Consider the following 13,710-nt stretch of genomic DNA (forward strand, 5'->3'; position numbering starts at 1 on the left):
GGGCGCCCGACCGTGCGCAGACGCCCGGGTACGCCGAGGCGCCGGCGCGGGGCAGCGGTGCTGCCCGCGCCGGCCGGCTCGACGGCCCGGTCGCGCACGGTGCGCTCGGGTCAGCCCGCGATGACGACGGCGACGCCCTTGACGTCGGCCGCCTTCACGGCGCCGGTGACCGCGAGGCTCACGCTGCCGCCGCCCTGGGGGACGGTGCCGGTGAGGTGGCTGACCGAGGCACCGGTGGAGCCGTCGGTCGGGTCGGTGTTGAGCAGGTCGACGGAGATCGTCTGGCCCTGGCAGCCCGCGGCGACGTCGTTGAGCGTGACCTGGCTGACGGTGTAGCCCTTGACGGAGGTGGTGAACGCGTTGGTGAACGCGACGGCCACGCCGTTCGAGTCGCACGAGGCGACGACGGTGGTGCCCGCGCCGAGCGCGCCGGCGGTCAGGTTGAGCTGGGCGGCGGACGCGAGGCCGAGGCCCGCGATGCCGAGCCCGGCGACGGTCAGGGCGACGACCTTGCGGCGGACCGGGCGGCGCGGGGCGGCCGGTGCGGCGGGGGCGGTGGCGACGGACATGGCACTCCTCGACGGGGGCGGCTCCGGGGGGCGGGCGCGGCCCGCGGAGCCGGGAGGGCGGGGGCGCTGGCCGCGTCACCGGAGCAGGGGGTCCCGGCGGGTGCGGCTCGCGAACACTAGGGCCGCCGCACCCCCGCGGAAGGCGCTTCCTGGGTGGCAGCACCCCCGTGACTGCACGTCAACACCGACGTTGCAACATTTAACGGGACGATCCGGACATACCGGGTGGGTGAAAAACGGAGGTCCCCAGGTCAGAGCGCCGCGCCGCGGAGCGATTCCACCGGAAGGTGCGCGACCACCTGGGTGCCGTCGCCGGGCACGGAGGTGACGCGGAGGTCGCCCCCGACCAGCCGGAGGCGGTCCGCCAGCCGCGCCGTGCCGGACGGCTGCCCCGCGTCCTCGCCGAAGCCGTCCCCGTCGTCGGACACGCGCACCTCCAGCGCGTCGCCGACCAGCGACACGCGCACGTCCACCACGGCCGCCTGGCCGTGGCGCAGCGCGTTGCTGATCGCCTCCTCGACCACGCGGACCGCCAGCAGCCGCTCGCTGCGGGTCAGCCGCGGGTCGGCGGGGTCGTCCACGACCCGCACCTCGTCCGAGACGCCCAGGCGGGTGTTCACGGTGCGCGGGATCCGGCCGAGCAGGGCGCGGATCGCCGGGACCATGCCGACCTCGAGCTGCTCCGGGTACAGCATCCGGCTGGTGGTGCGGACGTCGGCCTCGCGCACCGTCTCGATCTGCTCGCGCACCTCGCGCAGCAGCGCCACGTCCTCGGGGGTCAGGGCCCGGGCGGGCGCGGTGCCCAGCTCGGCGATCAGCCCGTCCAGCCGCGCGACGACCAGGACGAGCCGCTGCTGCATGCTGCCGTGCAGGCCCTCCGCCACCTCGCGGCGGACCCGCACCTCCTCGTGCTGCAGCGCCGCGAGCGCCAGCTCGATCTGCAGCCGCGCCTCGGCACGCTCCGCGATCTCGGCCCGCAGCCGCCGCTGGGACAGCATGGCCGCGAGGCCCATCGCCGCGGCGGTCGACGCGACGATGGCCCCGCTGACCAGCTCGGTCGAGATGACCTTCCGGGACGGGTCCACGTAGACGTCGAGCAGCAGCTGCGTCGCGAACCGCACCCCGGACGCCGTGATCCCCGCGCTCAGCACGCCGACCACGAGGGGCAGGGAGCCCCGCTGAGGCAGCGACACCCCCGTGACCGCGAGGATCAGCAGCATCGACGCGACCGCGCTCAGGTTGGCGAGGATGCGGGACTCGACGGGCACCATCCCGCCCTGGTTGCCGTACACCCACGCGGTCTGGGCGGCGGCCCCGACCGCGAACACCGTCATGATCGTGCCCGCCGCGAGCAGCAGCGCACGCCGGTCGGCGCGGACGGCGGCGGCGTCCCGCGTCAGTGGCGTGGGCATCCGACCCCGTCCTCCCCGCGGGACGTCCGCGTGCCGTCGCCCGCTCGCCGGGCCGAGCCACCATACTGTCCGCGATGTCCGAATCCGCAGCCCGGACGACCCGCGTGGTCGTCGTCGAGGACCAGCCCCTGTTCCGGTCCATGCTCGAGCTCACGCTCGGTGCCGCCGACGACGTGCGCGTCGTCGCGTCCGTCGGCACCGTCAAGGAGGGCGCCGCCGCCCTGCGGCCCGGTGCCGCCGACGTCGCGGTGCTCGACATCGACCTGCCCGACGGCAACGGGATCGCGCTCGGGGTCACGCTGCGCCGGCACCAGCCCGACCTCGGCATCCTGCTGCTGTCGGCGCACGACGCGATGGACCTGCTGCTCGACCTGCCCCCGGACGTCGCCGCCGGCTGGTCCTACCTGTCGAAGACGTCGTCGACGGACGCGGCCACGCTGGTGACCGCGGTCCGCGCCGCCGCCGAGGGGCGCACGACGCTCGACCCCGCGCTGCTCGACCGGGTCGCGCCCCGCGCGGGCTCCGCGGTGTCCCGCCTCACCGACCGGCAGTACGCCGTGCTGCGGCTGCTGGCCCAGGGGCTGTCGAACGCCGGCATCGGCGAGTCGCTGCGGATCACCGAGAAGTCGGTGCAGAACCACATCAACGGCATCTACGCGACGCTGGGCATCGACGCCGACCCCGCGCGCAACCCCCGGGTGACGGCGGCGCTGCGGCTGCTCGAGGAGACCGGCCCGGTCGGCTGACCTCGACGCGCTCCCGGGACGGGGAGCACGATGGGCGGGCCGCACCGACCACGAGGGGGACGCGATGGACCGCGCGGACGTGAGGGGCTGGGTCGACGCCTACGAGCGGGCCTGGCGCGAGGACGACCCCGGGGCGCTGGGCGCGCTGTTCACCGACGACGTGCGGTACCTGCGCTCGCCGTACGAGCCGCCGCTCGAGGGGCTGGCGGCGGTGCGCGGGTTCTGGTCGGACCCCACGCCGTTCACCCTGGACGCCGAGGTCGTGGCGGTCGACGGGGCGGACGCGGTCGTCCGGGCCGAGGTGCGGTACGGCGGCGACGAGCCGCAGGAGTACCGCGACCTGTGGGTCCTGCGGTTCGCGGACGACGGGCGGGTCGAGCACTTCGAGGAGTGGGCGTACTGGCCGGGCAGGCCGTTCTCCGCGAGCGCCGGCTGAGCCCGATCGTTGGCGTCCGATCGGGTGAGCCGTTTGGTCCGTACGGGTCGACGCGGCTAGAGTGGGCAACGCCCTCGGTCGCCTGCCCCCTGCGCGGCCGAGGGCTTCTTCGTGCCCGGGCGGGCCGCGCTCAGCGCGCGCGCCACTCCATCGCGCCGCACAGCGTGCACCGGGCGACGACCATCCCGAACCGCACCGGGCTCGTGTCGACGCGCCAGCCGGGGAGCGTGCAGGACGGGGCGTGCTCGGCGGGGTCGAGCGGGTGCAGCGGGCGGCGCGGGGCCAGGGTCGGGGTCATGGCGGTCCTCCAGTCGGTGTCCCCCGCCCTGTTCGGCCGTCCGGGCGCCGTTGTGAGCGGTCCGGGACACCCGGTGCTGCCACCCGCGCTAGCGGACGAGCCGCTCCAGCAGCGGGAACTCCGGGTACGGCTGGTCCCAGTCGCCGAAGTGGCCCTCGTCCCGGACGACGAGCGTCCCGCCGAGCCGGTCCAGCAGCTCCCGCCCCTGGGTGGCGTCGCAGCCGTACGGGTCGGTCACCGAGTTCACCAGCACCAGGTCGCCGGCGTGCGCGCGGATCCGGTCCCAGTCGTAGCGGTCCTGCAGCACCGGCTCCTCGGAGTCGTTCGGCCGCCGCCAGTACCCCGCGACCAGCACGGTCTGCGCCACGGGCGCGTCCAGGTGCTCGAGCAGGGCCAGCAGCAGCGCGGCGCCCCCGGAGTGGCCGACCAGCACCGTGTCGGCGTCGAACCGGTGCGCCGCGAGCACGCGGGGCAGGAACGTCGCGACCGGTTCCACGTTGACGTCCGGGTAGGACGGGCGCTCGACGGCGTAGCCGCGGGCCGTCAGCCGCCGGTCCAGCCAGGGGTACCAGACGTTGTCGGGGTGGCCGCCGGTGCCGTGGAACACGATCGCGCGCGTGGGCATGGCGCTCAGTGTGGCCCCGCGCCCAGCTCCCGCGCCACGAACTCGACCGACTCGCGGTCCTGGTCCGGCCCGCCCGACTCGTGACCGTTGTACCGCCACACCCGCAGCTCCTTCGGGCCGCCCCACGCGCGGTGGGCCGCCACGACGGTCGACGGCGGCACGACCACGTCCATCAGGGCGACCGAGAACCGCGCGGGGGCCCGGCCGCGCCGCGCCAGCCCGACGCCGTCGACGTAGGACAGCGTGCGCAGCACCCCGTCCTCGGCGCCGCGGTGCACCGCCAGGTACTCGACGACCTCCGCGTACGGCTTGCTGTCGGTGATCCCGATCGCGCGGGCGATGTCGCACAGGAACGGGACGTCCGCCACGACGGCCGACACGTCCGCGAGCGCCCCGGCGGCGATCGCCATCGCGGCGCCCTGGCTGCCGCCGACCACCGCGACCCGGTCCCGGTCCACCCCGGGCAGGGCGCGGGCCGCGTCGACCGCGCGCACCGCGTCGGTGAGCAGCCGCCGGTAGTAGTAGGTCTCCGGGTCGTCGATCCCCCGGGTCATGACGCCGGGCGCCTGCGGGCCGGTGCCCCACGGGTCCGGCGTGTCGCCGCGGCTCCAGCCGGAGCCCTGCCCGCGGGTGTCCATCTGCAGGTGCGCGAAGCCGGCGGACGCCCACAGCAGGTTCTCCGTCGGGGCGCCGCGGCCGCCGCCGTAGCCGACGTACTGCACGACGACCGGCAGCGGCCCCGTGACGCCGGCGGGACGGCGGTACCAGGCCCGCACCGGGTCGCCGGCGAAGCCCGGGAACGTCACGTCCCACACGTCCAGCGTGGTCAGGGGCGTGGGCTCGGCCACCAGCGTCGGGGCGGCGTCGTGCCGGCGGGCGTCCGCGAGCGTGCGCGCCCAGAAGGCGTCGAGGTCGGCGGGCTCGACGAGCGCGCTCGCGTGCTCCCAGAGCGCGGGCTCGGGCAGGTCCTGGAGCAACGGGGTCTCCTGTCGGGGGGTGCGTCAGTGCACGGGCGAATATGCCACGGACCGGACGTGCGCCACCGTCGTCGTCGCCCGTCCGGCGCTGGTCGCCAGCACGCCGGCCCACAGCCCGAGGAACCCGCCTGTCGCCACGCTGTCGAGCGTGCGGGCGTCCGCCGTCGCGACGAGGGCGGGCGCGTCGTCCCCGGCGGCGGCGAGCAGCCGCAGGTCCGGCCCGCGGGCCTCGAGCACCAGCGTCAGGTCCGGGCCCGCGGGCGCGCCGAGGGCGACCTCGCCGAGCACCCGCCGGGGAGCACCGCCCTGCACGTGCACCACCCGGGCGACGCGGCCGCCGGCCTCGGCGGTCACCGCCAGCCGGACGTGGTCCCGCTCGGACTGCCGCACGGCCAGGGCCACCTCCTCCCCGTCGGCGAGCTCGGCGGCGACCCGCAGCACGAGGTCCGCGTCGGGGTGCTCCAGCCGCAGGCCGAGGAAGGCCGGCACGTCGAGGTCCGCCAGGGTCGCGGGGCGCAGCGGCAGGTCCCAGCCGTCGCCGGCCGGCGTCGCGACGTCCTCCGGCAGCGCCCGCACGCCGGTCCACCGGAGGTCGGCCGGCGCCACCGGCCCGGACTGCCGGCCGGAGACCACCCGGTCGCCGGGCCAGCCGGGGACGTCCGGGACGTCCACCACCGGCGGGATCCGGCCGACGCCGGGCGCGAGCACGGGCCAGCCGTCCTCCCACGCCACGGGCACCAGGAACGTCTCGCGGCCCAGCGGGTAGTGGTACCCGCCGGAGGTGCGCATGGCGAGCAGCACGGCCCACCAGGACCCGTCGGGCGCCTCGACCAGGTCGGCGTGCCCGGCGGCCACGACGTCGATGCCGCGGCCCAGGTGCCGGTGGGTCAGCACCGGGTTCGACGGGTTGCCCCGGTACGGCCCGGTGATCGCGTCGGCACGGGCGACGCACACCGCGTGGTGCACCTCGGTCCCGCCCTCGGCCGCCACGAGCAGGTACCCGCCGTCGACCCGGTACAGGTGCGGCCCCTCGGCCCACACCGCGCCGCGGACGGCCCCGGTCCAGATCACGTGCTCCGGGCCGACGAGCTCGCGCGCCACCGGGTCGAGCTCGCGGAGCCAGACCTCGGTCTGCCCCGGCCACTCCGGCTCGCGCGCCGGCCGGGTGGCGAGCACCCAGGCCCGGCCGTCGTCGTCGAAGAACAGCGACGGGTCGATGCCGTCGCCGCCGAGCCACGCGGGCTCGGACCACGGCCCGGCGGGGTCGGCCGCCGTCACCAGGAAGTGCCCGAGCCCGGCGCGCCGCTCGTCGGCCGCCCGGCCGTCGGCCCGCTGGTCCACCAGCGTGCACACCACCCAGAACAGCCCGTCGTGGTGCCGGATCGTCGGCGCGTACAGCCCGCTGGACGACGGCAGCCCGGCCATGTCGAGCTGCCGCCGCACCGCGTGCCCGACCGGCTCCCAGTGCGCGAGGTCGCGGCTGCGGAACACGGGCAGGCCGGGCAGGTACTCGAAGGTCGACGTCACCAGGTAGTAGTCGTCGCCGACCCGGCACACCGACGGGTCGGGGTGGCAGCCCGGGAGCACCGGGTTGGCGGCAGCCGTCACGGGGCGGTGACCTTCACCTCGACCACGCGCGGGTCGGCGGCGGTGACCTCGTGCACGCCGCCCGTGACCGTCAGCACCCGGCGCTCCGTGGCGGTGCCGGGGACCTCGCGCTCGGCGCGCCCGCGGGCCATCCGGATCGCGCCGTTGGTCGTGCCGGCCACCTCGGAGGACCGCGGCGCGGCCTCCGCGTGCGACCCGACCCAGACCTGCACGTCGCCGGGCTCGACGACCCGGACCAGCCGGCGGTCGGCGAACGCCAGCCGCGTCGTCGGCACCCCGAAGGTCACGCGGCGCGACTCCCCCGGCGCCAGGTCGACCCGCGCGTAGCCCAGCAGCTGCACGACCGGGCGGGTGACCGTCGCGACCGGGTCGTGCGCGTAGAGCTGCACGGTCTCGGTGCCCGCGACCGCGCCGACGTTCGTCACCGTCACCGCGGCCTCGAACGAGCCCGCGGAGTCGACCGACGGGTCCACCGCGAGGTCGCCGTACGCGAACTCGGTGTAGCCGAGGCCGAACCCGAACGGCCGGACCGGGGTCGGGTCGGTCGACGTGACGTCCGACGGCCCGCCGAGCACCGGGTGCAGGTAGCGGTAGGGCTGGGTGCCCGCCGACCGCGGCAGCGACACCGGGAGCCGGCCGGACGGGTTGACCGCGCCGGTCAGCACGTCGGCGATCGCGTCGCCGCCGCCCTCGCCCGGGAAGAACGCCTGCAGGACCGCGGCCGGGCGCGGGCCCTCGCCGTCGAGCGCCCAGCCGATCGCGTACGGGCGCCCGGTGAGCAGCACCAGGACGACGGGGGTGCCGGTCGCGACCAGCTCCTCGACCAGCTGCCGCTGCACGCCCGGCAGCTCGAGGGAGTCGGCGTCGTTGCCCTCGCCGACCGTGCCGCGGCCGAACAGGCCCGCCTGGTCGCCGACCACCACGACCGCCACGTCGGCGCCGGTGACGGCGTCGACCGCCTCGGCGAACCCCGAGGTGTCGTCGCCCTCCACCGCGCAGCCCGCGGCGTGCACGACCTCCGCGGTGCCCGCGAGCGCCGCGTCCAGCGCCTCGCCGACGCTGCGGATCTCGAACCCGAGCGGCAGGCCCGGGTGGTGCGCGAGCACGTGGTTCGCGAACGAGTAGCAGCCCATCAGGGCCTCGGGGCGGTCGGCGTTCGGGCCGACGACGGCCACCCGCCGCGGCGCGGCGAGCGGCAGCACGCCGTCGTTGGCCAGCAGCACCACCGACTCCTGCGCGAGCCGCCGGGCGATCTCCCGCTGCCGCGGGGAGTCCAGGTCGACCTCGGTGGGCGGACCGGCGGCGAACGCGTCCGGGTCCAGCAGCCCGAGCTCCTCCTTCTGCGCCAGCACGCGCAGCACCGCGCGGTCCACCAGGCGCTCGTCCGTCAGGCCGGCGCGCAGCCGCTCCGCGAGCGGCTCCAGGTAGGCGTCGCCGGTCGGCAGCTCGACGTCGATGCCGGCCTCCAGTGCCTGCGCGGCGGCCTCGCCGCGGTCGGCGGCGACCCGGTGCATCACCTCGAGGAACGCCACCGCGAAGTAGTCGGCGACGACGACGCCGTCGAAGCCCCACTGCTCGCGCAGCACGCCGGTCAGGTGCTCGACGCTCCCCGCCATCGGCACGCCGTCCACGTCGACGTAGGCGTTCATGACCGAGCGGGCGCCGCCGTCACGGACGGCCATCTCGAACGGCGGCAGGTACACGTCCAGCAGCTCGCGCGGCCCGGCGCTCACCGGGGCGTGGTTCCGGCCGGCGGTCGAGGCGGAGTACCCCGCGAAGTGCTTGAGCGTGGCGTGCACCCCCGCCTCCTGCAGGCCGCGCACGTAGGCGGTGCCGATCGTGCCGACCAGGTACGGGTCCTCGCCGATGCACTCGTCGACGCGGCCCCACCGGGCGTCGCCGACCACGTCCAGCACGGGCGCCAGGCCCTGGTGGATGCCGATCTCCCGCATCGAGTCGCCCATCGCGCGGGCCGCCTCGTGCACCAGGTCCGGGTCGAACGACGCGCCCCACGCCAGCGGCGTCGGGTAGGTGGCGGCCTGCCACGCGGCCAGGCCGGTCAGGCACTCCTCGTGCACCAGCGCCGGGATGCCGAGCCGGGTCTCGCGCTGCAGGCGGCGCTGCTCCGACCACAGCCAGGCCGCGCGCTCCACCGGGTCGACCGGCCGGGTGCCGTACACCCGGGTGTAGTGCCCGAGGCCGTGCCGGGTGATCTCCGGCAGCTGCCCGGAGTCCTTCTGGCCCGCGGCCATCTCGGACTGCATCGGGGCGACCGTGCCGTTCTGGTCGAGCCAGTAGCCGACCAGCTGGGCCAGCTTCTCCTCGAGCGTCATCCGGGCGTGCAGGTCGCGCACCCGGTCGGAGACGACGGGCATCGCGCGGACGGGCGCCGGGGCCGCGGCCGGGGCGTCGGGGCGGGCGGGGGCGGGCGCCGCAGCCGGGGCGGCGGTGCCGGTGAGGTCGGACACGCGGGGGTGCTCCTGTTCGAGGACGAGCGGGTGGCGGGCTCGGGTGCCGCGGCGGCGCGCAGGCCGCCGCGGCACCGGCCTCAGCCCTTGACGGCGCCGGTGAGCCCGCCCACGATCCGCCGCTCGAAGAGCGAGAAGAAGATCAGCGCGGGGATCATCGACAGCGACGTGAACGCCAGCACCCGGGCGGTGTCGACGGAGTACTGCGAGGCGAACGCCTGGACGCCGAGCGGCAGCGTGTACTGCCCCTCGTCGTTCAGGATGAACAGCGGCAGCATGTAGCTGTTCCAGCTCGCGACGAACGCGAGGATGCCGACGGTCACCACGCCCGGGACCGACAGCGGCACCACCATCCGGAAGAAGAACCCGAGCCGGCTCGCGCCGTCGATGGCCGCCGCCTCCTCGAGCTCCTTCGGGATGGCCCGCAGGAACGGCACCAGGATGATGATCGTCACCGGCAGCGCGAACGCGATCTGCGGCAGGATGATGCCGGCCAGGCTGTTCATCAGCCCGAGCTGGCGGATCATGATGTACAGCGGCGTGATCGCGACCGTCATCGGGAACATCAGGCCCGCCGCGAACAGCGAGTACATCGCCCCTCGCCCGGAGAACTGGTACCGCGCCAGCACGAAGCTCGCCATGACCCCGAGCACCACGACGCCGATCGTCGTCGCGATGCCGCAGATCGCCGAGTTCAGGAACTGCTGCCAGAACAGCGAGCTGGACAGGACGTCGACGTAGTTGCCGAACTCCCACGTCGTCGGGAAGCCCGACGGGTCGAGCGTGATCTGCGAGTTCGTCCGCAGGCCGCCCAGCACGATGTAGGCGACCGGCGCGATGCAGACGCCGACCAGGAGCCAGGCGACGACGTAGACCAGCGGGTTGACGCGCTCGAGCGAGCGGCCGGGCCGGCGGCGGCGCGGCTCGGGGCGCGAGGCCGGCAGCGGCGGCGTCTGGACGGCGGTGGCAGCCATCACTTCTTCCTCTCGGTGAGCGCGCCCTCGGTGTCCCGGCGCAGCACGAAGCGCTGGTACGTCAGCGCGATCACCAGCGAGATCAGGAACAGCACGACCGCGACGGCGTTGCCGAAACCGTAGTTCCCGGCCAGGCGGCCGTTGGACACCATGTAGGTGGCCATGGTCGACGTCCCGGCCGTGGCGGAGACGTACTGGCCCCAGATGATGTAGACGAGGTCGAACAGCTGGAGCGAGCCGATGATGGACAGGAACGCCCAGATCCGGATCGTCGGGCCGAGCAGCGGCAGCGTGATCGAGCGCTGCGCCTGCCAGTAGGAGGCGCCGTCGATCGCCGCGGCCTCGTGCAGCTCCTCGGGGATCGACTGCAGGCCGGCGAGGAACAGGATCACCGCGAAGCCGATGTACTTCCACGTGATGATGATCATCAGCGACCAGATGGCGATCTTCGGGTCGGACAGCCAGTCGGCGGTGAGGGACCCGAGCCCGATCTTCTCGAGCAGGCTGTTCACCGCGCCCGTGGTCTGGAGCATGAGGCTCCAGCCGGTGCCGACGATGACCTCGGAGATCACGTAGGGCACGAAGATCAGCACGCGGATCAGCGACCGGCCGCGGATCTTGCGGTTCAGCAGCAGCGCGAGGATCACGGCCGCGGGCCCCTGCAGGACCAGGGACATCACGACGATGAACCCGTTGTGCCGGAGCGCGTCGTGGAACGTCGGGTCCTTCAGGATGGCGACGTAGTTGTCCAGCCCGACGAAGTCGGTCGGCGGGCCGAAGCCCTTCCACTTGAAGAAGCCGTAGTACGCCGCCATCACCACGGGGAAGATGACGAACGCCAGGAAGATCAGGATGGCCGGTCCGGTCAGGATGCCGATCTCGAGCCGCTGACGCCAGCTCCCGCGCCGCCGGCGCGGGCGGGGCGCCGGGGACGGTGCCGCGACGGCACCGCCCCCGGCCGCCGAGCGACCCTCGGGCGACGAGATGACCAGCGGGCTCACGCCCTGCGAGTCGCTCATGGTCGTGCTACTCCTTGGCCGCCGCGGCGTTGACAGTCTCGACGATCTTGTCGGGGCTGCCGCTGCCGGCGAGCATCTCGACGACGCTGGTGTTGAGCGCGTTGCCGACGTTCTGGCCGAACAGGGTGTCCAGCCAGACCGTGACGTAGGCCGCGTCGTTGTAGGAGGCCAGGACCTCCTGCAGGGCCGGGTCGGTGACGACCGACTGGGCGTCCTTGCTGGCCGGCAGCGTGACGAACGCCTCGGCGTAGCCCTCCTGGTTGTCCTTCTCCGCGATGAAGTTCAGGAAGTCGGCGCACTCCTTCGGCGCGTCCACGTAGCAGGAGAAGCCGTCGACGCCGCCCATCATCGCGGTCGGGTCGCCCTCACCGCCGTCCACGGCCGGGAACGGGAACCAGCCGAGGTCGGGCAGCGGCTCCTGGTCCGGGGTCAGGCTCGCGATGACGCCCGGGTCCCAGGCGCCCATGAGCTCCATCGCGGCCTGGTGGTTGGCGACGAGGCCCGCCGAGGAGCCGGCGCCCTGCTGGGCGGTGGTCGTCAGGTAGCCGTCGTTGAACGGCTCCGTCGCGGCGAAGTCCTGCAGGTCCTGGCCCGCCTTCGTCCAGCACGCGTCGTCGAAGGACATGTCCTTGGCGGCCTGCGTCATGGTGTCCTGCGAGCACTCGCGCAGGGCGAAGAAGTAGTACCAGTGCGCGGCCGGCCAGGCGTCCTTGGCGCCCAGCGCGATCGGCTGGATGCCCGCGGCCTTGAGCTTGTCGACCGCGGCGCTGAGCTCGTCGACCGTCGTCGGGGTCTCCGTGATGCCGGCCTGCGCGAACAGGTCCTTGCTGTAGTAGATGCCGCCGGGGAGCACGGCGGTCGGGACGCCGTAGACGGAGCCGTCGACGGAGAACGCCGCCAGCGAGGCCTCGCCGAGCGCGTCGCGGGTCTCCTGGGTCAGGGCGTCGGAGAGGTCCATCGCCTGGCCCGCCTCGACGACGTCGGCCAGCTTGCCGCCGCCGCGCGCCATGAAGATGTCCGGCGCGTCGCCCGAGTTCAGGGCGGTCTGGAGCTTGCCGTCCATGTCCTCGTTCTGGATGGACTGGATGTTGATGGTGACGCCCGGGTTGGCGTCCTCGAACGCCGCGACGGTGTCCTCCCAGTAGGCCTTGCCGTCGCCCGTCGTCGAGTTGTGCCAGAACGTCATCGTGACGTCGCCGTCACCGTCCCCGCCGCCCGAGCCCGAGTCGCCGCCGCCGCAGGCGGCGAGGGTCATGGCTGCCACGATCGCCGCGGCCGTGACCGCCAGCGTCTTGCGTGCCTTCATGATCTGCCCTCTTCGTTGAGTTGACCGTGGTCCTCCCCGCCGGGGCCGGACCGGTTCGCCGTCGGCGGGTGACCGCCGTGCGTCGTGCTCCGCGAAGCCCGTCCCCCGCGGCTGTGCCGGGGCCGGACCTGCTCGTCATCACTGACTGCACGAGGGACTCTGGCAGCCGCCGGAGCAGCGTGTCAACCGTTGTCGATAACGTTTTAGCAACCTAAGATCACGGCCATGGCACGCCGGGTGACGATCACGGACGTCGCCCGCGAGGCCGGGGTCTCCGTGGCGACCGTCTCGAAGGTGATCAACCAGCGGGACGGCATCGCGGCCGGCACCGCGACGCACGTGCGCGCCGTCGTGGACCGGCTCGGCTACGAGTCGAGCATCGTCGCGCGCGGCCTGCGCTCGCACCGCACCGGCGTCGTCGGGGTGCTGGTCGCCGAGTTCGAGCCGTTCAGCGCCGAGATCCTCAAGGGCGCCGGCGCCGCCCTGCGCGGCACCGACCACGCGCTGCTCGCCTACACCGGCGGGGGCTCCGGCCGCGCGGGCTGGGAGCACCGCTACCTCGCCCGGCTGAGCGGCACCCTCATCGACGGCGCCGTCCTCGTCACCCCCACCGTCCTGCACGCCGGCGCGTCCGTCCCGGTCGTGGCCGTCGACCCGCACGCCGGCCCCGGCGGACTGCCGACCGTCGACTCCGACAACCTGCACGGCGCCGTGCTGGCCGTGCGGCACCTGCTCGGGCTCGGGCACCGGCGGATCGGGTTCCTGGGCGGGCGCGTCGACCTGGAGTCCTCCCGGCTGCGGGAGGCCGGGTACCGCGCCGCGCTCGCCGAGGCCGGCATCCCCGTCGACCCGGCGCTCATGCACGTGGCCGAGTACCGGCGGGACGCGGCCGACGCCCCCACCGCCGCGATGCTCGCCCTGGACGACCCGCCGACCGCGCTGTTCGCCGCCAACGACCTCTCGGCGATGGGCATCCTCGACGCCGCCGCCCGCCTCGGGGTCCGGGTGCCCGCCGAGCTGTCGGTGGTCGGGTTCGACGACGTGCCGGAGGCCGCGGGGACGACACCGCCGCTCACGACCGTGCGGCAGGAGATCCAGGACCTCGGCGGCGCGGCGGTGGGGATGCTGCTGGCGCTGCTCGGGGCGGCCGAGCCCGCCGGCGGTGCCGGGGCCGGCGCGGGGCAGCACCTGCGGCTGCCGACGCACCTAGTGGTCCGCGGCAGCACGGCGGTCCCCCGCCGCCGCTGACGCCCGCGCCGCGCGCGCCCCGCG

13 protein-coding genes are annotated in these 13,710 nt (G+C 74.9%); 3 read left to right on the plus strand and 10 right to left on the minus strand.

Going from position 1 to position 13,710, the window contains the following annotated elements:
• Positions 1–110: 110 nt before the first annotated feature.
• Positions 111–569: a hypothetical protein gene (locus FA014_RS20955; protein WP_154730011.1), complete on the minus strand. Its 459-nt coding sequence runs from the start codon at positions 567–569 to the stop codon at positions 111–113.
• Positions 570–820: 251 nt separating this feature from the next.
• The gene (locus FA014_RS12545; RefSeq protein ID WP_154730012.1) at positions 821–1,981 is read right to left on the minus strand and encodes a sensor histidine kinase; all 1,161 of its coding nucleotides are present in this window, start codon (positions 1,979–1,981) and stop codon (positions 821–823) included.
• A gap of 74 nt (positions 1,982–2,055) precedes the next feature.
• Here FA014_RS12545 and FA014_RS12550 point away from each other — a divergent pair, with 74 nt between their 5' ends.
• A complete protein-coding gene (locus FA014_RS12550; protein WP_154730013.1) occupies positions 2,056–2,727 on the plus strand; it encodes a response regulator transcription factor in 672 nt (223 codons plus the stop codon).
• Between the two features lie 64 nt (positions 2,728–2,791).
• The gene (locus FA014_RS12555; protein WP_195969275.1) at positions 2,792–3,163 is read left to right on the plus strand and encodes a YybH family protein; all 372 of its coding nucleotides are present in this window, start codon (positions 2,792–2,794) and stop codon (positions 3,161–3,163) included.
• 130 nt (positions 3,164–3,293) lie between these two features.
• Here FA014_RS12555 and FA014_RS12560 read toward each other — a convergent pair whose 3' ends face one another.
• The 8 genes from FA014_RS12560 to FA014_RS12595 form a co-directional block, all read right to left on the minus strand.
• Entirely contained in the window at positions 3,294–3,461 is a 168-nt protein-coding gene (locus tag FA014_RS12560; RefSeq protein ID WP_154730014.1) for a hypothetical protein, read from the minus strand.
• Between the two features lie 88 nt (positions 3,462–3,549).
• A complete protein-coding gene (locus FA014_RS12565) occupies positions 3,550–4,086 on the minus strand; it encodes an RBBP9/YdeN family alpha/beta hydrolase (protein ID WP_154730015.1) in 537 nt (178 codons plus the stop codon).
• A 5-nt stretch (positions 4,087–4,091) separates the two neighbouring features.
• The gene (locus tag FA014_RS12570) at positions 4,092–5,063 is read right to left on the minus strand and encodes an acetylxylan esterase (RefSeq protein WP_154730016.1); all 972 of its coding nucleotides are present in this window, start codon (positions 5,061–5,063) and stop codon (positions 4,092–4,094) included.
• A 24-nt stretch (positions 5,064–5,087) separates the two neighbouring features.
• Entirely contained in the window at positions 5,088–6,671 is a 1,584-nt protein-coding gene (locus tag FA014_RS12575; RefSeq protein ID WP_154730017.1) for a glycoside hydrolase family 43 protein, read from the minus strand.
• Positions 6,668–9,046: a glycoside hydrolase family 3 N-terminal domain-containing protein gene (locus tag FA014_RS12580; RefSeq protein WP_154730023.1), complete on the minus strand. Its 2,379-nt coding sequence runs from the start codon at positions 9,044–9,046 to the stop codon at positions 6,668–6,670. The genes FA014_RS12575 and FA014_RS12580 overlap by 4 nt, the downstream gene beginning before the upstream one ends.
• 173 nt (positions 9,047–9,219) lie before the next feature.
• Positions 9,220–10,113: a carbohydrate ABC transporter permease gene (locus tag FA014_RS12585; protein WP_154730018.1), complete on the minus strand. Its 894-nt coding sequence runs from the start codon at positions 10,111–10,113 to the stop codon at positions 9,220–9,222.
• The gene (locus tag FA014_RS12590) at positions 10,113–11,132 is read right to left on the minus strand and encodes a carbohydrate ABC transporter permease (RefSeq protein ID WP_154730019.1); all 1,020 of its coding nucleotides are present in this window, start codon (positions 11,130–11,132) and stop codon (positions 10,113–10,115) included. Before FA014_RS12590 ends, FA014_RS12585 begins: the two co-directional genes overlap by 1 nt.
• Before the next feature lie 7 nt (positions 11,133–11,139).
• Complete coding sequence (locus tag FA014_RS12595) at positions 11,140–12,438, minus strand: extracellular solute-binding protein (RefSeq protein WP_154730020.1); 1,299 nt, start codon at positions 12,436–12,438, stop codon at positions 11,140–11,142.
• A 225-nt stretch (positions 12,439–12,663) separates the two neighbouring features.
• On the opposite strand from FA014_RS12595, the gene FA014_RS12600 reads away from it, so the two are divergent.
• Positions 12,664–13,686 (plus strand): LacI family DNA-binding transcriptional regulator, encoded by a 1,023-nt coding sequence (locus FA014_RS12600; protein ID WP_154730021.1) that lies wholly within the window; start codon positions 12,664–12,666, stop codon positions 13,684–13,686.
• The last annotated feature ends 24 nt before the right edge of the window (positions 13,687–13,710 follow it).

Origin of the sequence: Cellulomonas hominis (assembly GCF_005239125.1) — a bacterium.
GTDB lineage: Bacteria > Actinomycetota > Actinomycetes > Actinomycetales > Cellulomonadaceae > Cellulomonas > Cellulomonas hominis_A.

What these genes read in the sequence shown, in the direction of transcription:
- FA014_RS20955 (WP_154730011.1), bottom strand. Translation starts at nt 569, where the DNA reads ATGTCCGTCGCCACCGCCCCCGCCGCACCGGCCGCCCCGCGCCGCCCG.
- FA014_RS12545 (WP_154730012.1), bottom strand. Translation starts at nt 1,981, where the DNA reads ATGCCCACGCCACTGACGCGGGACGCCGCCGCCGTCCGCGCCGACCGG.
- FA014_RS12550 (WP_154730013.1), top strand. Translation starts at nt 2,056, where the DNA reads ATGTCCGAATCCGCAGCCCGGACGACCCGCGTGGTCGTCGTCGAGGAC.
- FA014_RS12555 (WP_195969275.1), top strand. Translation starts at nt 2,792, where the DNA reads ATGGACCGCGCGGACGTGAGGGGCTGGGTCGACGCCTACGAGCGGGCC.
- FA014_RS12560 (WP_154730014.1), bottom strand. Translation starts at nt 3,461, where the DNA reads ATGACCCCGACCCTGGCCCCGCGCCGCCCGCTGCACCCGCTCGACCCC.
- FA014_RS12565 (WP_154730015.1), bottom strand. Translation starts at nt 4,086, where the DNA reads ATGCCCACGCGCGCGATCGTGTTCCACGGCACCGGCGGCCACCCCGAC.
- FA014_RS12580 (WP_154730023.1), bottom strand. Translation starts at nt 9,046, where the DNA reads ATGCCCGTCGTCTCCGACCGGGTGCGCGACCTGCACGCCCGGATGACG.
- FA014_RS12585 (WP_154730018.1), bottom strand. Translation starts at nt 10,113, where the DNA reads ATGGCTGCCACCGCCGTCCAGACGCCGCCGCTGCCGGCCTCGCGCCCC.
- FA014_RS12590 (WP_154730019.1), bottom strand. Translation starts at nt 11,132, where the DNA reads ATGAGCGACTCGCAGGGCGTGAGCCCGCTGGTCATCTCGTCGCCCGAG.
- FA014_RS12595 (WP_154730020.1), bottom strand. Translation starts at nt 12,438, where the DNA reads ATGAAGGCACGCAAGACGCTGGCGGTCACGGCCGCGGCGATCGTGGCA.
- FA014_RS12600 (WP_154730021.1), top strand. Translation starts at nt 12,664, where the DNA reads ATGGCACGCCGGGTGACGATCACGGACGTCGCCCGCGAGGCCGGGGTC.